Source organism: Mycobacterium sp. PTI7, assembly GCF_056679845.1.
The window spans coordinates 2,144,506-2,163,800 of the sequence record NZ_CM155252.1 but is presented as its reverse complement, the minus strand read 5'-3'; the positions used below and the strand labels follow the sequence as shown (position 1 = coordinate 2,163,800).

Sequence of the window (19,295 nt, the reverse complement as noted above, 5' to 3'; positions counted from 1 at the left end):
GGTCGGCGCACCCCTGTGGTCACCGAGTTCGGCGGTCGCGCAGCTGCTTCCAGGACGGCTCCTGACCGGGACCGTCGAACGCCGCGCGGTTCGCGGTGACGAATCCTTCGACCGTCGTCGCCGGGGTGCCGGTGATGACCTCGACGAGATTGTCGGCGCCCGAGAAGACGCCCTCCCGGTAATCGCGAGCCACGTTGCTCAAGTGCTGAATGAGGAACGGGGTGTGACCCTGGATCGCCAGGACGTCGGCGAATGCGTCGATCTCCACCGGTTCGTAGCGGACTGGGAAGCCCACTGCCGCAGCCATCTTCGCAGCGATCTGGTGATGGTCGAGTTCAACGGGTCCGGACAGCGGATAGACCTGCCGATCGTGTGGTTCGGGATTGGTGAGGATCGCCGCAATGACGCGCGCCTGGTCGGCGCCGGCTATGGGCGCGTGCCGGCCCTCGGCGAACGGCAGGCGCAGGACACCCTGGTCCTGCTCTCGGGACCACTGCCAGATCAGCCATTCGGCGAAGAACGTCGGCCGCAAGTGCGTGGTGATGAAGGCAGAACGGTCCAACAGCCTCTCCCCCAACCAATGATTCTGAGCGGCATGGCTCTTCGCATCTCGCCGAGCCGAGATCTGCGACATGTTGACCACCGCCCGGACACCCGCTTCGGTGGCCGACTGAGCGAAGATGGTCGTGGCGTCCAACAGCCCACCGGGGTCGATGGGATAGCAGAAGTACGCGGCGGTCACACCCGCCATCGCCGAGCTGACCGCAGCGAGATCGAGGAGGTCGCCGGTGACGACCTCGGCGCCGAGGTCGGCCAGGCGGGCCGAACGGTCGTCCACGGAGTGCACCAGTGCCCGTACCCGAGCCCCCCGTTGACGGAGCAGTTCGACGGTAGCCGCCCCGGTCTTTCCGGTGGCACCCGTGATGAGGTAGAGCCCGTCGTGGTCGTTCGTGGTCATGACCGTGCCTCCGGGAGGGACGTGAGGTTTGGTGACTGGTGGGCGTTCACCCAGCCGATGGTGAGATCGGCGACCTCGTGCCATCGGGAGTCGATGACGAGGGAATGCCCGCGATCAGGAAACACGTGGTAATCGGTGGTGGCGCGAGATGCCGCATGGAGTTCGGCGGCCTGACGGCTGACCGATTCGGCGACGATGTGATCTCTGCCCCCGCCGATGATGAGCAGCGGACCGCGCGCGTGGTTGGCGAGGTCGACCGCGGTCGGCGAATCGGCATCCTTCTTCGCGCCCACCACCTCGAAGAGCGGCTTGCCAGGAGCGGGAATCGAGAAGCGCTCATACAGCTCATCTGCCTCCTCGCGGGGTATCGCGTTGGCCATGGCGTAGCGAAACTGCCGCTTGGACAGGCTGACCGCGCCGTCCCGGTTCTTCCTGCTGCGCAACACCGGAAGCGTCGAGCGGATCTGCGACAGCGGCAACTTGGTGACGCCCTTGATCGGAGCGGGGTCGATGGCGACCGCTGCCGTGGCGATGCCTGCGTCGAGAAGTCGCTGAGCGATGAGACCACCGAAGGAGTGCCCGATCACCACCGGGCGCGCTGCCATGCCGTCGATGAGATCTGCGTAGTGGGCGACGACGTCCGCCACCCCGTAACCCCCTACCCGGCCGTCTCGTCGGGTCGCCTCGGCGGTGGGACCGTCGCCGGGCCAGCCGGCCACGACGGGTTCATACCCCTCCCTGCGATAGAGGTCGGCCCATGGTTCCCAAGACGATGAGTGAAGCCACAGGCCGTGGATGAACAGGATTGGCTGTGCTGACATGTCGTGATCCGTTCTGCGAGAGTTGGAAGGTGGTCGACCTCCGCGTCGCACAGCACGTGTTATGGACTGCATATTCCATAATTGCCTAGGTGTGACCGGTGCCACACAGCCATCCGCTTCCGTCCGGCGACCGACTACGCGTACCCCACCCACCCCCGGAACGAGAACGACGAGAAGAATTCGGTGACGGCGGTGAAGCCGGACTCCTCGAGAATCGCGCGGTCCTGCTCGGGCGTCAGGACGGGCACCTCGAGTTCGATTGCGGCGCGGGCCTTCTCCAGGTCGGTGGCATCGATGCCCGAGGCGGCGAGGTAGGCCATGTGCCGGTCCATCCAGACCCGCCGCTCGGCGTCGTCGCCGGGGATGCTCAGGTGCATGGCGACGAACGGGGCTCCCGGCGCCAGGCGGCGACGCACCTCGGACACCGTCCGCACCCGTTCGTCACGCGGTACGAAGTGCAGCGTCAGCAGACTGGTCGCGGCGTCGAAGGGGCCGGGCGGCGCGACGTCGACGTAGCCGCAATGCATCCGGACCCGTGCCGCATCGGGTCCGAGGGTCTCGACCGCGAGATCGAGCATGGCCTTCGACGGATCGACCGCGTCGAACGTCCAGCGCGGATGGGTGGTCGCGAGTGCCCTCGTTTCCAGGCCTCCCCCGGCGCCCAACACCAGCACCCTCGCCTCCGGCGGCACCCGCTCGGCGATGAGGACGCCCACCATCCGGTGGATGTCGCCGAGGGCGGGCACCATCTGCGCGGCGCGCTCGGCGTACATCGCCACGTGCCCGGGATCGTCGAACGGGTTCTTCGGAGAAGTGGTCACCACCTCATGGTGGCGACGGTGAATCGAATACGGCAACGATCGTTGCCGATCTGGCAAGAGTGGTCCGCCGCGTCGGGAACCCCTGGGGGGCTGGCACCGGCTTCGTGACGATCCTGACCACCCGAAGTCGGACCGGCCGGTGCCGGACGGTGGCGCGGGACGTCAGAACAACTCCGGTGCCGGTGGTGGCGCGTCGTCGAGGAAGGCGGTCACCATCGGCACCAGGACGTCCGACGCGCCCGAGATGCCGATGTGGGAGGTTGCGGGGAGGACGACCAGCCGTGCGGCCGGCACCGCGGACAGCACCCCGGACGCGGCGGCATCGACGTCGACTCCCCCGCGCAGCGCGAACATCTGCAGCGCGTGTTCGAGTCGCACGCCGTCGGCGTCGCCGACGATCACCATGGTCGGCGACGTGATCGACCGCATCTCCTCGTCGGTGATGTCCTGGTCGTCGGCGTTCAGGATTCTCATCTTCCGAACCCAGGCGTCGAACGCCGAAGATTCCGGCGTGTGTGCCAGGAACGCCGTCTCCACGGGCGTTCCGGCGAACATCTCGGCGGTGAGGCCGCCGATGGCCTCGATCACCGATCGATGCCAGCCGTCCCTGTGGAAGGTGGCGGACATCGACACCAGGTGGTCGACCAGGTCGGGATGACGGATCGCCAGTTGCAGTGCGACGCCGCCACCTTGGGAGTACCCCATCACGTCGGCACGGTCGACGCCCAGGGTGCGCAGCAGGGCCGCCGCATCGTCGGCGAACTGCTCGTAGCTGAGCGGTCGAGCCGTGTCCGGCGTGCGGCCGTGCCCCTGCTGGTCGAAGACGATGACCGCGCAGTCCCGGGCGAACGCGCCCGTCCACGCCGCCATCGCGTCGCTGCCCATGAAGGCACCCGGGATGAGCAGCAGTGGCGACCTGGCCGCATCGAGGTCACCGTGCACCTCGTAGTACAGCTCCAGTCCGTTGACGGGCAGGTGCCCGGCGCGGTCCACGGTCACGGCGTCTCCTCGGTGGTCGTTCCGTCGAAGAGACTCCCGGGAGCGACGGAACTCATCGCCCCGGTCAGTAGACGGTGTATCCCCCGTCGATGACGACCACCGATCCGGTCATGAACGCCGACGCGTCCGAGGCCATGTAGACGACGGTCGGTGCGATCTCCGCGGGCAGCGCGTACCGCTGCATGGGCGCGTCCTCGATCCAGTGCCGGCGGAACCGCGGCTCGTCGACGGGCGCCATCTCGGTCTTGACGTAACCGGGGGCGATGGCGTTGACGCGGATGCCGTACGGCGCCCACTCCGCGGCGAGGGACTTGGTCAGCTGGTGCACCGCCGCCTTCGACGCGTTGTAGGACGGCTGCCACTGCGGGCGGTTGACGATCAGCGAGCTGATCGAGCCGACGTTGAGGATGTTGCCGCCGCCGTGTTCCTTCATGTGGGCACCGGCCCGCTGGCTGAGCCGCCAGAGTGACCGGGTGTTCACGTCGAACACCAGATCCCACTCCTGGTCGGTGATCTCGAGTGCGGGCTTGTGGATGGCCAGGCCGGCGTTGTTGAGCAGCAGGTCGAGGCCGCCGAGTCGCTCGACGGCACCCGTGATCGCCAGGTCCGGACCGTCGGGCGCGGTGACGTCGACCTCGAAGGCCTGGACCCGCAGCCCGTCCTGGGCCAGCGAATCGACGGCGGCCGCGTTGCGTTCGGCGTCGCGCGAGACGAAGACGACGTCGGCACCGGCTTCGGCCAGTCCCCGCACGAAGGCGAGCCCGAGGCCGCGGTTGCCACCGGTCACCAGGGCACGCTTACCGGTCAGCGAGAAGGCGTCGAGCACTGTCATGGGATGTCCTTCGTTACGGGGGTGCAGAGCGCCGAATCAGTCGCTGCCGCTGAATCTTCGGGTGGTGACGCCGTTGAGCAGCGCCGAGAGGACGAGCACGACGCCCAGGGCGAGCAACTGGAACTGCGTGCCGGTGTTGCCCTCGAAGTACAGGATGATGCCGGCGTTCAACCACACGATCAGCAAGGTGGCGAGCAGGACGCCGGCCAGCCGACCGACACCGCCGGTGATGGCGACCCCGCCGAGCACGGCGATCGTGATGGCGGGCAGGGCCAGACCGTTGCCCGCGGTGCCGGCATCGGGCCGGGCAGAGGCGAACTCCGCGGTGACGTACACCGCCACCAGCCCCGACAGCACCCCGGAGATGACGTAGGCCCGCATCCGCGTGCCGGGGACGTCGACGCCGGCCCACCGCGCGGCGACGTCGTTGGTGCCGACGGCGTACAGCCTGCGACCGAACGTGCCGCGGTCCAAGGCCAGCCACAGGATCAGCAGCACCGGCACGAAGAACGTGAACACACCCAGCGGGACGTCGGGGATGTAGTCGCCGATGATGGGGACGCGTACCGACCCCGTCAGCGAGTACAGGTCCTGGATCTCGGGGCTGTTGATCGGCTTCTGGTCGTTGATCACCAGCGCGATCGACCGGTACGCGTAGTAGGTGGCCAGCGTCGCGATGAGCGCCGGAAAGCCGATGCGCGCCACCAGGAACCCGTTGACGGCCCCCAGCAGACCGCCGACGACGACGGCCAGCACGACGGCGGCCGGCAGCGGCCACCCCCACGACCCGTAGGCGAAGCCGAAGATCATGCCCACCAGCGACACCATGGCCCCGACGGACAGGTCGATGCCCCCGCGGCCGGACACGATGACGACGAGTTGGGCGAAGGCCAGCAGCGCCAGCGGCACCGCGTCGATCAGCGTGGCCGACATGTAGTCGAAGTCGTAGTCGCCGTTGAGGTAGCCGTTCGCGCTGAGGAACATCAGCCAGCCGACGACGACGACGATCAACACGGCGAGCAGCACGATCCGCTGCGTCAGCACCGCCTCGACGACGCGGTCCACGCGGCGGCGGGCGGCCGTCCGCTCGACGGCGGGCGCGGGACTCTCGACGCTCACGGTGTCCTCCTGGCTCGACGTCGCAGGAGGTCGGTGCCCACGGCCACGACGATGAAGATCCCGACGAACAGGTCGGACAGCTGCGACGGCCACCCCAGTTGCGTGACACCGGACTTCACTGTCTGGACGAGCAGCGCCCCGAGCACCGTGCCGAGCACCGATCCGCGGCCACCCATGATCGACGTCCCGCCGATGACCACCGCGGCGATGACCGCCAGTTCCTGGCCGGACCCCACGGACTGGTCGAGGCTGGACGTGCCCTTGGCGAGGGTGAACACCGACGCCAGCCCCACCAGCAGGCCGGTGATCACGTAGGCGATCAGGATGCGTCGCTGCACCCGGATCCCCGCGAGCCGCGCCGCGACCGGATCACCGCCCACGGCGAAGAAGTGGCGGCCGCCCGCCGTGTGCCGCAGATACCACCATGCGACGGCGGCGAGGATCACCATGATCGCGAAGCTGTGCGGTATCGACAGCGTGCGGCCGTCGACGCCACGGCCGAACCACGCCAACGTGTTCGGCATCCCGCTGATCGGTTGGGAGTCGAAGATCTGCAGGCCCACGAAGAGGAAGACGTTCCACGTGCCGAACGTGATGATGATCGCGTGCACCCGCCCGTAGGCGATCAGGGTGCCGTTGACGAGCCCGAGCACCGCGCCGGTGCCGAGCGCCACGGCGAGACAGGCCCAGGCGGGGAGCGCCTGGTCGCGCATCAGCTTAGCGGTGATCACCGAGCACACCATGATGGCGCCGCCGACCGAGACGTCGATCCCACCCGTCACGATGACGAACGTCATGCCGATGCCGATCAGCGCCACCGGCGCGACCTCAACCAGCAGCGGGATGATCGAGCCCGCGCTGAGGAACGCCGGTGTGGCCGCCGCGAGTCCGATCCAGAGCACGACGAGCACCGCGACGAGCACGATCTCGGCGGGGGTGACCGGCGATGGCAGGACCCGTTGCCGCGTGCGCACCGGCGTCGCGCCGGTGTCGGTGGACACGCTCACGATGCGGCCGACCCCTCGTGGTCGCCCGCCGCGGCGGCCAGGATGTCGGCCTGTCGGGCGTCGGGGCCGAATTCCGCGGTGATCGTGCCCGCGCGGACGACGAGCAGCCGGTCGGTGATGCGCTGCGCCTCCTGCAGGTCGGACGTGGCGACCAGCACGGCGGTGCCGTTGTCGGCGAGGTCGGTGATGATGCGGTGGATCTCCTCCTTGGCGCCGATGTCCACGCCCTGGGTGGGTTCGGCCAGCAGCAGCAGCGTGGGCCGTTCGACGAGTTGCCGTGCGAGCATGACCTTCTGCGCGTTGCCGCCCGAGAGGTTGCCGACGTGTTGGTTCTCGTCGGTGGCGCGGACGGCCAGCCGCTTCATCAGGTCCCTGACGACGGTGCGCTCCCGGCGGCGGTCGACGAACGCCCGGCCACGGGACAGCCGGGCCAGGTGGCCGATCGAGACGTTGAACGCGATGGACTGGAAGGAGAACATGCCCTCGGTCTTGCGGTTGGCCGGCAGCAGGGCGATGCCCGCGTCGGCGGCCTCGCGCGGTGTACGCGGCGCGACCGCACGGCCCTCGACGACGATCTCACCGCCGCTGGTCTTGGCCAATCCGTGGATGCACTCGGCGATCTCGGCCACGCCCGACCCGACGAGGCCGTAGAGCCCGAGGATCTCGCCCGACCGCAACCGGAGGCTGACGTCGTGGAACGACCCCGTCCGCGCCAGCGACTTCAATTCCAGCACCACGTCCCCCGGCGGCGTCGAGCGTGGCCCGGAGTGCTCCGACAGCGCCTCCCCCACCATGAGTTCGGCCATGCGCCGGACCGTCATGTCCTCCATCGGATAGGTGCCGATGGTGCTGCCGTCGCGCATCACGGTCACCTCGTCGGCGATCTTCACCACCTCGTCGAGCCGGTGGGAGATATAGACGATCGCGACGCCGTCCTCGGCGAGCCGGCGGATGATCCCGAACAGCACGTCGATCTCCGCGTCGGTCAGGATGGCCGAGGGCTCGTCGAGGATCAGCACGCCGGCATTGCCCGCCAACGCCTTTGCGATCGACACCTGCTGCTGGGTGGCAACCGAGAGATCGCCGACCGTCGCGGTCGTGAGCTTGGCGGGCAGGTCCAGCGCGGCCAGCAGGTCGGTGACCCGGGCGTTCTGCGTCGCCCAGTCCACCCGTCCGCCCTTGACCACCTCGCGGCCCATGAACACGTTCTCGGCGACGGTGAGTTCGGCGAACAGTTGCGGCTCCTGGTACACCGTCGCGATGCCGAGTCCGATCGCGTCGACGGTGGACGAGATCGTCACGGGCGCACCGTCGTAGGTGACGGACCCGGCATCGGGCATCGTGGCGCCGGAGATGATCTTGATCAGCGTGGACTTCCCCGCGCCGTTCTCGCCCACCAGCGCGTGGACGCGGCCGGCCTGGATCTCGAAGTCGGCGTGCCGGATGGCCTTGACCGCGCCATAGCTCTTGACCACTCCGCGCAGCGTCAGCCTGGGCTGCGACATGGCGCCTTCACCGGTGACGGGACTCTCCCGATCAGTAGTTGAACTGGTCGACGTTCTCGGTGGTGATCAGGAGCGGATCACCGAGCACGAGGGTCTTGCTGGCCTCGTCCCACTTCACGTCGGGCATCTCGTCGCTGACCTCGTTGGTGGCCTCGAACGGCTTGCCCTGCGCCACTTGCTGTCCGGCCCACGCCGTCAGGTAACCGAGGTTCTGCACGTTCCACAGGATCGAGCCCGACGAGGAGCCGTCCTCGAGGTAGGGCTTCATCGACTTCGGCGTGCCGATGCCGACGGAGAACACCTGGCCGATCTTGCCTGCGTCCTTGACGGCCTGGGCGACGCCCACCGCGGAGGTGGTGCACTGTCCGAGCAGCCCGGTCAGGTCGGGGTGCGCGCTCATCAGGTCGGTCGCCATCTGCGTACCCCTGGCCTGGTCCTCGCCGGAGTACACGACGTCGACCAGCTCGGCCTCCGGGTACTTGGCCGACACGTAGGCCTTCTCGGCGGCGATCCAGGAGTTCAGGTTCTCGGCCGTCTCGCCGCAGGACACGATGGCCCACTTGCCCTTTCCGCCCATCGCCGTCATCAGCGTCTCGGCGGTGGTGTTGCCGATGCCCTCGGCGGTGGCCTGGTTGATGAAGGCCTCGCGGACGGAGTTCGGCGCGTCGGTGTCGGCCGTCATCACCTTGATGCCCGCGTCCTGCGCCTGCTTCATCAGCGGCGCCATCGAGTCGGGATCGTTGGGCGCGACGACGAGGACGTCGACCTTCTGCTGGATGAAGGAGCGCACGATCTGCGCCTGCGCGGCGGCGTCGGCCGACGTGGGGCCCTGGTAGAGCCACTCGACGTCGCCGAGGTCGCCCGCCGCCTGCTTGGCGCCGGTGTCCATGGCCTCGAAGTAGGGCGAGCCCTGCAGCTTCGGCACGAAGGCGACCTTGACGGGACCGTCGGAGCCCTGCGCGGCGCTGCTGTCACCGGACGACGCCGGTGCGGCCGAGTCCTTCTTGGTGCATCCGCCGGTGACCATGGCGAGGGCCAGGACAACGCTGATCGCACCGACGACACGCTGGGAAGTCACCACGGTTACTCCTTCGACGACATGGGCTGGGCACCGCGCATCAGCACCATGTCGACGCCGACCACGCACACCGGCCCGAGACTCCCGGGCAAGTGGACATCCGGCTGGTCCGTTTCATATGTCGAACCAGCCGTCGAGTGATGAAACACACACTAAGCAGCCCGCTGTGACTCTGTCAACAACCCGTGCCGTGCCGTGCCGTGCCGTGTCGTCCAACCGCCGGTGCTCAAAGTGTCAGCCGCCGAACCGGATTCGGCAGCCCGATCCGCGCAGCCGACGTTTGCCCGTCGATTAGGGTGGCTCGCATGACCGACCCGGCGGTGGCGGCCGACACCTCCCCCGCGCCCGTACCTCGCGGCCGTGTTCCCGCGGTGTCGCGTGCCGCGACCGTGCTGCAGAGCGTCTGCGATGCCGGCCGACCGATGGCGCTCGCCGAACTCGCGGAGGTCACCGCGATCCCCAAGAGCAGCGTGATGGGGATTTGCCACGCCCTGACCCACGAGGGCCTCCTGTCCCGCGGCGTCGACGGCACGTATGCGGTGGGTCCGCGGGTGTACGAGGTGGCATCCACCGCCAGGGCGCAGTACCGGCCGGTGCACGACATCGGGTTCACCTACCCGCTCGACGAGACCTTCTTTCTCGCCGAGATCGCCGCCCTGCGTGACGAGGCCGCCCGTCTCGGTGCGCGACTGCACGCCCACACCGCCGGCGAGGACACCCGTGAGCAGTCCCGCCGCATCGACGAGTTCGTCGACCGCGCAATGGATCTGATCATCGTCGAGCCCGTCGCCACCGATGGACTCCAAGCGGCATGTGCCCGCGCCCGTGCCGCCCGCATCCCGGTGGTCGCGCTCGGTTCGGCCGTCAGCGGTGCCGACGCCGTGGTGGCGACGGACAACACGAAGGCGGGGTCGCTCGCGGGAGGCGCGCTGATGCGGGCACTCGGCGGTCGCGGTCGGGTGGCCGTCGTCGGCGGCATCCCCATCACGGCCAACGCGGACCGCATCGCCGGTTGCCTGGCCGCGGTCTCCCGACATCCCGGGGTCGAGGTGGTCGCCACCAGCCACGGCGAACTGGACGCGCCGTCCGGTCAGCGTGCGGCCGAGGAGGTCCTGGATGGACATCCCGAGGTCGACGGCTTCTTCGCGAGCAACGACCAGATCGCGATCGGCATCTCGCGCGTGCTGCGCGGTCGCGGACTCTCGGTGCCCATCGTGGGGGTCGACGGGGCACGGGGCGCGGTCGAGGAGATCCGCGACGGCGGACCGATCGTGGCCACGGCCACGCAGGACCCACGTGCCCTGGCCCTCGAGGCCCTCGACGTCGGTACCGCCCTGCACCGCGGTACCCGCATCACGCGGTCGTCGGTCTACCTGTCGCCACGTCTGATCGATGCCCGCAACGCCACGGAGTACGTGCCATGGGGATAGACGCACCACGCAGCCCCGCCGTACACCGGGGTGCCATGGTCCTCGACGCGATCACCTCCGGCGCCGCGACCACCCCGGCCGAACTGAGCGCGCGGGTGGGACTATCGAAGAGTTCGGTCGCCGACCTGCTCGACACCCTCGAGGACGTCGGGTTCGTCGACCGGGGGGCGAGCGGCCTTCGCGCCGGGACGCGATGGTTCGCCCTGTCGGATCCCGACGCGGTGGTGCACCGGGTGTTCCGTGCCTGCGCCACACCGGAACTCGACGGGCACACCGTGTCGGTGGTCCGGCTGTTCGGCGATCAGGTGGTGTTCGTGGACGTGCATCCCGGTAGGCAGCCGCTGCCGCTCACCCCGCGCCCCGGTCAGCGGGCGAGCGCGGTGGATAGTGCCGGTGCCGCCGCCATCCTGTCGTCGATGTCGCTGACCGAGGCGTCGGCCGCCGTGCGATCCGCCGCCGCGCACCTCGGTCTCGACGACGACCGGGTGCTGGCGACCCTGGCGCTCCGGCGGTCCAGGCGGCGCAAGGTGTACGAGTCGCAGTCGCCCGCCGTGGGGCGGCAGTTCGCGTGCGCGATCGCGGGCACCGGGCTCGCGCTGACCCTGCACGTGCCCGAGCAGCTCGACGAGTCCGCCGCCCGCAAGGCCGCCGCCGCGCTGCACGCCGCCGCCGTGGACTACTGACCTGCGGGCCGCTCGGCGCGCTGATCGTCCGTCGGGGCGTCCGCGTCGTCTCCCGAGTCGTCCTTCGCGTCGTCGTCGTCCTCGTCGGGCGGTGGTTCCTCGCCCGCCCGGCGTCCCACCTGCTCGCCGTAGTACCGGATGATCACCGCCGCGGCGGCGGCGACCGGGACGGCCAGGAACGCCCCGATCACGCCGAACGTCGAGGCCCCAAGTGTGACTGCGAGCAGGACGATCACCGCATGCAGCTTCATCGACTTGGACTGCAGCCAGGGCTGCAGCACGTTGCCCTCCAGCTGCTGCACCGCGAGGATGATGCCCAGGACGATCAATGCGTTCACCGGCCCGTTCGCGACGAGTGCGACGAGGACGGCGAGGCCACCAGCGACGAACGCGCCGACGATCGGCACGAAGCCACCGATGAAGGTCAGGATCGCGAGCGCGTACGCCAGCGGCACGCCGAGCACCACCAGACCGATCCCGATCAGCACCGCGTCGACGAGGCTGACGAGCGCCTGCGTGCGGATGAACCCGCCGAGCGTCGACCAGACGCGCTGCAGGATCTCGGCCAGGTGCGGCGCGGCGGGCATGCCGACCGTGCGGCGCAGCCACGGGACGAACCGGGGCCCGTCCTTGAGGAGGAAGAACGTCACGACCACCGAGGTGAAGAGGGTGATCAGTGCGGACGTCGCGGCGCCCACGCCGGTGAACAGGCCCGACGCGATCTGGGCGCCGCTCGAGTTCAGCTGGTCGTTGATGGCCGTCACCGCTGAGTTCAGTTGCGCGTCATTGATGTTCAGCGGCGGGCCGCCGAGCCAGTCCTTGACCTGCACGACGCCGGCGGTCGCCTGCTCCGCGAGTTCGGTCGACTGCTCGACGATGGCCGGCGCGACCGCCACGAACAGGCCGGCGACCACCGCCAGGGCGAAGACGAGGACCAGCAGGACGGCCGCCGCGGGCGGCACTCCCTTGCGCAGCAGCCAACCGACCGGCGGCCACAGCACCGTGCAGATGATGATCGCCAGCACCACCGGCAGGACGATCACCCACGCCTTGCCCACCACCCACGCGAGGACCCAGAGCCCTGCCGCCACGGCGACGAGTTGTAGTGCGACGGTCGAACTCGATCGCAGGTGTGCCTGATAGATCGAGCCGCGAGTGGGGACGGTCATGACCCAATACTCCACGACGAGGTCCGTCGTCTGCGTGGCCGTCGGTGCTAGCGTCAGCGCGCATGGACCCGTGGCAGCAGCAGCCGGACGCGAACGGCGGTCATCCGCATCCCGGCGGACCACCACGGCCCCACCCCCAGCAACCACCTGCTGCGCAGCCCTACTTGCCGCAGCAGCAGCCGTACCCCTACCCCGAGCAGCCCTACCCCCAACAGCAGTACCCCGCACCGCCTTTCGGGCCGCCGCAGCAGTACCAGCCCCCGCAGTACCAGCCCCCGCAGTACCAGCCCCAGCAGTACCCTCCGCAGCAATACCCCGGGCAGCCCTACCCAGGCCAGCCGTATCCGGGATACCCGCCGTATCCGCCGCAGCCCGTCTCGTCGGGTGCGGCGATCACCTCGATCGCACTGAGCCTGCTCATCGCGCTGCTGCAGGCCTTCGCCTTCATCGGGTATCTCGCCGTCGCCTCGGATCTGTCGTCCGAGGGCAACGCGATCCGCGGGTGGGTGCCGACGTTCCTCGTCGTCATGGGCATCGCGCGGCTGCTGGTCGCCCTCGGTCTCGTCGTGGGCGCGGTGCTCCTGATCCGCCGGTCGCCGCTGGGCCGGACGGTCACCGCCGGCACGGCCGTGGCGGTGGTGATTCTCCAGTTCGTCGAGTACGGCGTGCGCTCGAGTGCCCTGCCGACGTCCGGTGCGAATCCCTTCAGCACCCTCATCAGCGTCGTCCTGCCGATCGCGTTGACCATCTTCGTGCTGACCAGCGCCACCCGACGGTGGGTCGACGCCGGACCGCAGCGTCGATGACGCGGCCGATCAGTCGTAGATGACGGCGAGCCCGCGGCGCCGCAGGTCAGCCAGCAGGGCGTGCATGGTCGACACCTCCTCGGGTGAGTGGCCCTCCCAGTCCTCGATCTCGCCGACGATCCGTACCGGCTGCCTGCTGCGGTACGAGCGCGTCGGATTCCCGGGCATCTTCTTGTCGGTGACGTTCGGATCGTCCTCGAGGTCACCGAGCGGTTCCACGACGTAGATCCGGCCCCGGCCGTCGCCCGCGGCCAGCTCGGCGCCCCACGCCGCCGCGTCGAGGGTCTGGGTCACGTAGACGTGATTCATGACGCGCCCCTCCTCGAAGTTCGACGGTCGTCCCGCCACCAGAAGATCGCCCACCGACAGATCGGCCCTGGTCCCGTGGAAGTAGGCGCCGGACTCGTGCACCTCGAACGGTGTCGGCATGTCGAGATCCCTCCCCTGGTCGTCGATCGGACGATTGTGCAGGGCGACAAGGGCCTTGCCGCAAGCCCCCATTGCCGTCGTAAAGTGGGAATGGGACCACGGATCGAGAGCGTTCGACGGCGCGTCCCGGCCCGACCATCGATCCGATTAAATTGCGCCGCAACGCCATTCGCGCGACCCGTCAGGGCTGTGTCCGTGAACCAGGCACTCCGGCTGTAGCGTGGCGACCGTGATCTCAACCCGTGTGTCCTCCCCCGTTGCCATGATCGCGTGCGCCGCGTCGCTCGTCCTGACGGTCGCCGCGTGCGGCTCCGACGAGCAGCCGGCGGCGTCGAGCAGTTCCTCGCCCGTCTCCGACGTGTTCACGCCGCCCAACCTCACGGAGACCGCGACCGAGGCCGCCGGATGCCCCACGGCAGCACCCGCGGCCGGCGGCACGCCCGAGTGGACGGTGTCCGGCGACACCGGCTCCGTCGCGGTCACCGGGTCCACCGAGGAGGCAGCCCCGTCGATCGAGGTCCAGGGCCCGTTCAGCGTGGCGGAGACCCAGGTGCACACGCTCAAGGCCGGCGACGGCCCGGTCGTCTCCGACACGGCCACCGTGCAGGTCTGCTACATGGGCGTCAACGGACGCGACGGCTCGGTGTTCGACAGCAGCTACGAGCGCGGCGCACCGGCCGAGTTCCCGCTGACCGGCGTCGTCCCCGGCTTCCAGAAGGCCATCGCCGGACAGAAGATCGGGTCCACCGTCGCGGTCGCGATGACCGCCGCCGACGGCTACCCCGAGGGTCAGCCCGCCGCGGGCATCCAGAAGGGCGACAGCCTGGTGTTCGCGATCAAGGTCTTGAACGCCACGAGCTGACCACCGCGGGCTCCACCGGACGGGGTGGCAGCGAGCGGGCCACCTCCTCCAGCGACGTCGCGCGGCCGAACAGATAGCCCTGCGCGTACCGGCACCCCGCGGCGAACACGGTGTCGGCCTGTCCGCGGTGCTCGATGCCCTCGGCGATGACGTCGAAGCCCAGCGTGCCGCACAGTCCGATCACCGACCGGTACAGCGCCAGGTCGCGCTCGGGATCTGCGCCGACCGCCAGGCTGCGGTCCAGCTTGACGATCTGCACCGGCAGCGTGTGCAGGTACGTGAGCGAGTTGAACCCGGCGCCGAAGTCGTCGAGTGCGACCTTGACGCCCATGGCGCTGAGGCGTCGTACGGCGGCAGCACCCGCGGGCAGGTCGACGATGGGCACGGTCTCGGTGACTTCGAGCACCACACGGCCCGGCTCGATGTCGTGCCGGGCCAGCGTGCGCTCCACCTGCTCCTCGAAGGGCTCGTTGCCCAGCCGGGCGGCGCCGATGTTGACGTGCAGGTCCACGTCCAGCCCGGACGCCTTGATCTCCCGGCAGGCCAGATCGAGGACCACCAGGTCGAGCGCGGCGCCGTGACCTGCGCCCTCGGCGACGGCCACGAAGGTCTCCGGTGGGATCTGCATGCCGTTGGGGGCGGTCCAGCGCGCCAGCGCCTCGACTGCGACCGGGACGCCGTCGGGCAGACTCACGACCGGTTGGTACGCGAGCCGGAAGCCGTCCGGCACGCCGCCGTTGGCGTGCCGGAGTGCGCTCGGGAAGTCCACCGACACACCCGACGACGGCCGGTACACGACGGCGGTGTCCTTGCCGAGGCGCTTGCCCGCGTACATCGAGCTGTCCGCCTGCCGGAGCAGGTCGTCCGACGTGGGTGCGGGTTCGCCGCGGGAGGGCCGCACCAGGCCCATGCTCGCCCGGACCCGCACCGAGGACCCGTGGATGGCGAACGGATCGCGCAGCGCGACGCGGAGCCGGTCCGCGACGATCTCGGGGACGTCGTACTCACCCATGATCAGCACGGCGAACTCGTCGCCGCCGATGCGTGCGAGCGTGTCGGACGCGCCGACGCAGGACTGCAGCCGGGCACCCACGGCGCACAGCAGGTCGTCGCCGGCGGCGTGTCCGAACTGGTCGTTGACCTCCTTGAAGTCGTCGATGTCGACGAAGATCAGCACGAACTCGCGGCGCCCGAGGGCCTCGTCGAGGCGGCGCGCGAACAGCAGTCGGTTGGGCAGCCCGGTGAGCGGGTCGTGGTGCACCTGGTGGGCGAGGCTGCGCTGGGCGTCGTACAACCGGCGCGTCAGCACGTTCTGCGCGCGCATTGCCACCACGTGCCGGGTGGTCACCAGGACGATCAGCGCGACCGCCATGTAGATGACCGTGGAGGTCAGACGCAGCCCGCTGAGGAGGTGGAAGGCCAGCAGTCCGATGATCGCCAGGAATCCCAGGTACGGCACCGCCGACTGCACCCAGTCCAGCGGATCGGAGGCGCCGTCGCCGGCCGGCTCCGGGCGGCGCTCGAAGAGAGCGAACAGGATCATCAGCGGCCCGACGATCAGGCCGATGCCGCCCCACAGGTCGGCACCTTCGACGCCCGCCGTCCGGAGGTATGCCATCAGCCGGTCGGAGCCCGCGATCAGGACGATGCCGCCCGACAGCAGCAGGTAGTTCGTCCGGTAGGGCCGACCACGCCGGTACGCCACGGCCATCAGCACCGCCAGCACGACGACCACCAACTCGAGTGCCGAGTAGGCGACGACGACGGTCGTGTTCTCCGATCTCGGCAGCGCCGCACCCGTCGTCGCCCCCAGCCCCGCGATGAGCACCAGGATCGAGAACGCCAGGGCGGCGACGGCCCCGTCGAGCCCGGCGACGAACCGGACGTACGGCAGCTGGGACGCGCTGCGCCCGTTCACGCCGCCGGATCGCGCCAGGATCACCATCGCGATCAGGGACAGCACCGGAGGCAGGAAGTAGGCGGCGACCGCGAGGGGCGGTGCCGCGCCGGCTCCCCTCCCGGCGGTCCACCAGAGCACCTCGCCGACCAGCCAACTGCTCATGGCCCCGACCACGAGCAGCCGCCACCAGCGGGCGGGACCCGTCACGCACCGCGCGATGACCACCGCGCACAGCAGCGCCGAGAGGCCGATGACGGCCTGCAGCACGTACGCGGTGGATTCGGCGGTGTGCACCCCGAACGGCGCGAACGCGTTGATCAGAACGAGGACGACGACCGCGAGGAAGAGGCCGGCCCCCGATCTGCTGCCGTTGACGGTCACGGGCCCCCGTCCGTCGTCGCCGATGTCTTGATCAACGACAGCATCGTCGCACGGCTGACCCGGGCTCACGGCGTGATGGACGCCCCGCCCACTACTTCGCGGTGTTGCGGCAGCGGGTCGAGCAGTAGATGACTTGGTCCCACTGGCCTCGCGAGCGCCACTTCTTCCGGTTGGCGAACGGACGCCCACACGTGACGCACGTCTTGACCTCGGCGTCCTTGGCCATCGTCCCTCCGCGTCCCGGTGCGGGTGTGCTGCACCGTCCCCGCCATCATGCCGCAGGAGGGGCGTAGCGTTGTGCTACGAGGTGTAGCAGAATGCTACGAGGAGGTGGAGCATGCCGAACACGACAGACCGCGTGACCCGGGTCGCGGCCGACCTGGTGGAGAGCGCCACCGTCGAAGGCGCCCGACAGAGCAGATCGGCCAAGCAGCAGCTCGACCACTGGGCGCGGGTGGGACGCGCGGTGTCCAGCCATCAGACGGCGTCGCGCCGCCGGATCGAGGCCGCGCTGGCGGGAAACCTCGACGTGACGGCCCTGACCGACGACGAGGGCGTCGTGTTCGACGCCGAGATCACCGCCGCGATCGAGGAGCGGCTCGCCGCCACCGACTACGGCGACGTGCTCGCCGCCCGCGGCATCACGATGGTCGCCCTCGACGACGACGGCCAGATCGTCGAGTACTGGCCGGACGGCAGCTCGTCGGTGGTCACCGCCGGCAGGTGACGTCCGAGACCGCACCGGGCGGGGTTCCGCGGTGAAGCGGCTCGACCTGGTGGTCGGCCCGAACGGCGCCGGCAAGTCGACATTCGTCGCGCTGACGCTCGCGCCGCTCCTGCCGCGCAGCGTGTTCGTCAACGCCGACGAGATCGCAAAGCAGCGCTGGCCCGACGATCCGATGGCCCACGCCTACGACGCCGCGCGCGTCGCCGCGGCCACCCGGGCGAAGCTCATCGAGCTGGGCACGCCGTTCATCGCCGAGACGGTCTTCTCGCACCCGTCGAAACTCGACCTGATCCGGTCCGCCCGGGACGCGGGCTTTAGCGTGGCACTCCACGTCGTCCTGATCCCCGAGGACCTCGCCGTCGAACGCGTGCGCCGCCGCGTCCTGCACGGCGGGCACGACGTCCCGGAGGACAAGGTCCGGGAGCGGCACCGCAGGCTCTCCACCCTGGTGGCCACCGCGATGGCCATGACCGACACCGCGACCGCCTACGACAACTCCCGACGGAAGGGCCCGCGCATCGTCGCGCGACTCACCGCGGGCACGGTCATCGGCTCGCCGGAGTGGCCGGACTGGACGCCGGCACCGCTGCGCGAGCGCTGGCCCGCCTGACGGGTCCTGGATCTTCGTCTACGTCCGCATGCCGGACCTGACGGGGCGCAGCCTCGAGGAGATCGAGGGCAAGCTCGCGGACGGGAAGTTCAAGCCGGCCGACTTCGCCCGCTGGCCGGCACCCCCGGCGACCCGTCACGTAAGGTGTTTATGCCTGCTAAGTATCCCCCATTCACTCCCCACGCTGGAGTTCGTTCATGACGTCGATCAAGACCACCCTCGTGTCCGCCGCCGCCGCGGGCATGTTCGCCGCAGCGGCGCTCGGCCTCGGCGCCGCGCCGGCCATCGCCGAACCGCCCCCACCCCCGCCCGCTCCGATGCAGGGCGAGGTGCCGCCGGACTGGGCACCACCGAAGCCCAACGAATTCTTCGACGGCTACCCCGTCGTCTGGTACTCCGGCTGGGGCGGTCGCTGGGGCGTGTGGATCAACGGCAGCTTCCTGACCCTGTCGTCCAACCCCGTCACCAACGGCGGATAACCCGCCTCGCGGGCCGGCCGGCGTTATCCTCGCGCGGTGAGCACCCAGCGCGTAGCCGGCGGCGTTGTCCACGACCTACCCGACGACCTGCGAAGGGCATTGCAGGGCAACGACGTTGCGCTCGCGGCATGGCAGGACATCACTCCCCTGGCCCGCAACGAGTTCATCTGCTGGGTGGAGGACGCCAAGCAGGAGAAGACCCGTGCGCGCCGCATCCGGCGCACCCAGGAGGAACTCGAGGAGGGCAAGCGCAGGCCGTGCTGCTGGCCCGGGTGCAAACACCGTGCGCGGACCGGCGCCCCGCGCTGATCACACCTACCCGAACAGTTGCCGCTCGTCGGTGACGTCGTACTCGGCCACCGAGCCCGACACCACAGCCGCACCCTGCTCGTCGCTGGGCCCGCCGCCGCGAAAGGCCGCCACCGCCTCCTGGGACTCCCACCGTTCGAAGACGTTCACCCGACCGGGGTCGAGCAGGTCGCCGCCGATCGCGAAGTCCAGACACCCCGCGGCGCTGCGCGCCGCCGCGATCACGTCGGCGCACCCCGCGAGGTAGGCGGCGCGTTCGGTCGGTTCGACCATCAGATGCCCCGCGACGATGACCATGCAGTACTCCCGACGTTGAGCGACGACGTTCTCCCCCATGCCGACTCCGGTGCCTGCCGGAACTCATCGGTGC

General features: G+C 69.7%; 22 protein-coding genes. 8 read left to right on the top strand and 14 right to left on the bottom strand.

Annotation, left to right across the window (positions count from 1 at the left end):
• Positions 1-19 precede the first annotated feature (19 nt).
• The 9 genes from AC1MEY_RS10460 to AC1MEY_RS10420 all read right to left on the bottom strand — a co-directional run bounded on the left by AC1MEY_RS10460 (position 20) and on the right by AC1MEY_RS10420 (position 9,140).
• Positions 20-958 carry an NmrA family NAD(P)-binding protein gene (locus tag AC1MEY_RS10460; protein WP_480230569.1) on the bottom strand — a complete coding sequence of 313 codons (939 nt, stop codon included), beginning with the start codon at positions 956-958 and terminating at the stop codon, positions 20-22.
• A complete protein-coding gene (locus tag AC1MEY_RS10455; protein WP_480231408.1) occupies positions 955-1,779 on the bottom strand; it encodes an alpha/beta hydrolase in 825 nt (274 codons plus the stop codon). Before AC1MEY_RS10455 ends, AC1MEY_RS10460 begins: the two co-directional genes overlap by 4 nt.
• 134 nt (positions 1,780-1,913) lie before the next feature.
• Positions 1,914-2,600, bottom strand: coding sequence for a class I SAM-dependent methyltransferase (locus AC1MEY_RS10450; RefSeq protein ID WP_480230568.1), 687 nt, complete (start codon positions 2,598-2,600; stop codon positions 1,914-1,916).
• Positions 2,601-2,762: 162 nt separating this feature from the next.
• Positions 2,763-3,599, bottom strand: coding sequence for an alpha/beta fold hydrolase (locus AC1MEY_RS10445; protein WP_480230567.1), 837 nt, complete (start codon positions 3,597-3,599; stop codon positions 2,763-2,765).
• Positions 3,600-3,663: 64 nt separating this feature from the next.
• Positions 3,664-4,431, bottom strand: coding sequence for an SDR family NAD(P)-dependent oxidoreductase (locus AC1MEY_RS10440; RefSeq protein WP_480230566.1), 768 nt, complete (start codon positions 4,429-4,431; stop codon positions 3,664-3,666).
• A gap of 36 nt (positions 4,432-4,467) precedes the next feature.
• A complete protein-coding gene (locus AC1MEY_RS10435; RefSeq protein WP_480230565.1) occupies positions 4,468-5,550 on the bottom strand; it encodes an ABC transporter permease in 1,083 nt (360 codons plus the stop codon).
• Entirely contained in the window at positions 5,547-6,557 is a 1,011-nt protein-coding gene (locus AC1MEY_RS10430) for an ABC transporter permease (RefSeq protein WP_480230564.1), read from the bottom strand. The genes AC1MEY_RS10435 and AC1MEY_RS10430 overlap by 4 nt, the downstream gene beginning before the upstream one ends.
• Positions 6,554-8,062, bottom strand: a complete 1,509-nt coding sequence (locus tag AC1MEY_RS10425) for a sugar ABC transporter ATP-binding protein (RefSeq protein WP_480230563.1) — start codon at positions 8,060-8,062, stop codon at positions 6,554-6,556. Before AC1MEY_RS10425 ends, AC1MEY_RS10430 begins: the two co-directional genes overlap by 4 nt.
• 31 nt (positions 8,063-8,093) lie before the next feature.
• On the bottom strand, positions 8,094-9,140 hold the full coding sequence (locus AC1MEY_RS10420; protein ID WP_480230562.1) for an autoinducer 2 ABC transporter substrate-binding protein: 1,047 nt from the start codon (positions 9,138-9,140) through the stop codon (positions 8,094-8,096).
• A gap of 305 nt (positions 9,141-9,445) precedes the next feature.
• On the opposite strand from AC1MEY_RS10420, the gene AC1MEY_RS10415 reads away from it, so the two are divergent.
• Positions 9,446-10,570: a substrate-binding domain-containing protein gene (locus AC1MEY_RS10415; RefSeq protein WP_480230561.1), complete on the top strand. Its 1,125-nt coding sequence runs from the start codon at positions 9,446-9,448 to the stop codon at positions 10,568-10,570.
• A gap of 35 nt (positions 10,571-10,605) precedes the next feature.
• Entirely contained in the window at positions 10,606-11,253 is a 648-nt protein-coding gene (locus AC1MEY_RS10410; protein ID WP_480230560.1) for a helix-turn-helix domain-containing protein, read from the top strand.
• Here AC1MEY_RS10410 and AC1MEY_RS10405 read toward each other — a convergent pair.
• Positions 11,247-12,422: an AI-2E family transporter gene (locus AC1MEY_RS10405; RefSeq protein ID WP_480230559.1), complete on the bottom strand. Its 1,176-nt coding sequence runs from the start codon at positions 12,420-12,422 to the stop codon at positions 11,247-11,249. The two genes, AC1MEY_RS10410 and AC1MEY_RS10405, sit on opposite strands and share 7 nt — an antisense overlap.
• A 62-nt stretch (positions 12,423-12,484) precedes the next feature.
• On the opposite strand from AC1MEY_RS10405, the gene AC1MEY_RS10400 reads away from it, so the two are divergent.
• Positions 12,485-13,228, top strand: a complete 744-nt coding sequence (locus AC1MEY_RS10400; protein WP_480230558.1) for a hypothetical protein — start codon at positions 12,485-12,487, stop codon at positions 13,226-13,228.
• A 9-nt stretch (positions 13,229-13,237) separates the two neighbouring features.
• Here AC1MEY_RS10400 and arr read toward each other — a convergent pair whose 3' ends face one another.
• Positions 13,238-13,657, bottom strand: a complete 420-nt coding sequence (arr, locus tag AC1MEY_RS10395; protein WP_480230557.1) for an NAD(+)--rifampin ADP-ribosyltransferase — start codon at positions 13,655-13,657, stop codon at positions 13,238-13,240.
• A 262-nt stretch (positions 13,658-13,919) separates the two neighbouring features.
• Here arr and AC1MEY_RS10390 point away from each other — a divergent pair, with 262 nt between their 5' ends.
• Positions 13,920-14,519: an FKBP-type peptidyl-prolyl cis-trans isomerase gene (locus tag AC1MEY_RS10390; RefSeq protein ID WP_480231407.1), complete on the top strand. Its 600-nt coding sequence runs from the start codon at positions 13,920-13,922 to the stop codon at positions 14,517-14,519.
• Here the strand turns inward: AC1MEY_RS10390 and AC1MEY_RS10385 are convergent.
• Both AC1MEY_RS10385 and AC1MEY_RS10380 read right to left on the bottom strand, forming a co-directional pair.
• Positions 14,494-16,800: a putative bifunctional diguanylate cyclase/phosphodiesterase gene (locus AC1MEY_RS10385; protein WP_480230556.1), complete on the bottom strand. Its 2,307-nt coding sequence runs from the start codon at positions 16,798-16,800 to the stop codon at positions 14,494-14,496. The two genes, AC1MEY_RS10390 and AC1MEY_RS10385, sit on opposite strands and share 26 nt — an antisense overlap.
• Positions 16,801-16,891: 91 nt before the next feature.
• Positions 16,892-17,026, bottom strand: coding sequence for a DUF2256 domain-containing protein (locus tag AC1MEY_RS10380; RefSeq protein ID WP_480230555.1), 135 nt, complete (start codon positions 17,024-17,026; stop codon positions 16,892-16,894).
• A 111-nt stretch (positions 17,027-17,137) separates the two neighbouring features.
• On the opposite strand from AC1MEY_RS10380, the gene AC1MEY_RS10375 reads away from it, so the two are divergent.
• The 4 genes from AC1MEY_RS10375 to AC1MEY_RS10360 all read left to right on the top strand — a co-directional run bounded on the left by AC1MEY_RS10375 (position 17,138) and on the right by AC1MEY_RS10360 (position 18,925).
• Positions 17,138-17,527, top strand: a complete 390-nt coding sequence (locus tag AC1MEY_RS10375) for a TA system antitoxin ParD family protein (RefSeq protein WP_480230554.1) — start codon at positions 17,138-17,140, stop codon at positions 17,525-17,527.
• Between the two features lie 31 nt (positions 17,528-17,558).
• Positions 17,559-18,137: an ATPase gene (locus AC1MEY_RS10370; RefSeq protein WP_480230553.1), complete on the top strand. Its 579-nt coding sequence runs from the start codon at positions 17,559-17,561 to the stop codon at positions 18,135-18,137.
• Between the two features lie 197 nt (positions 18,138-18,334).
• Positions 18,335-18,616, top strand: a complete 282-nt coding sequence (locus AC1MEY_RS10365) for a hypothetical protein (RefSeq protein WP_480230552.1) — start codon at positions 18,335-18,337, stop codon at positions 18,614-18,616.
• A gap of 36 nt (positions 18,617-18,652) precedes the next feature.
• Positions 18,653-18,925: a YdeI/OmpD-associated family protein gene (locus tag AC1MEY_RS10360; RefSeq protein WP_480230551.1), complete on the top strand. Its 273-nt coding sequence runs from the start codon at positions 18,653-18,655 to the stop codon at positions 18,923-18,925.
• A 6-nt stretch (positions 18,926-18,931) separates the two neighbouring features.
• Here the strand turns inward: AC1MEY_RS10360 and AC1MEY_RS10355 are convergent, their stop codons facing one another.
• A complete protein-coding gene (locus AC1MEY_RS10355; RefSeq protein ID WP_480231406.1) occupies positions 18,932-19,222 on the bottom strand; it encodes a putative quinol monooxygenase in 291 nt (96 codons plus the stop codon).
• Between the last annotated feature and the right edge of the window lie 73 nt (positions 19,223-19,295).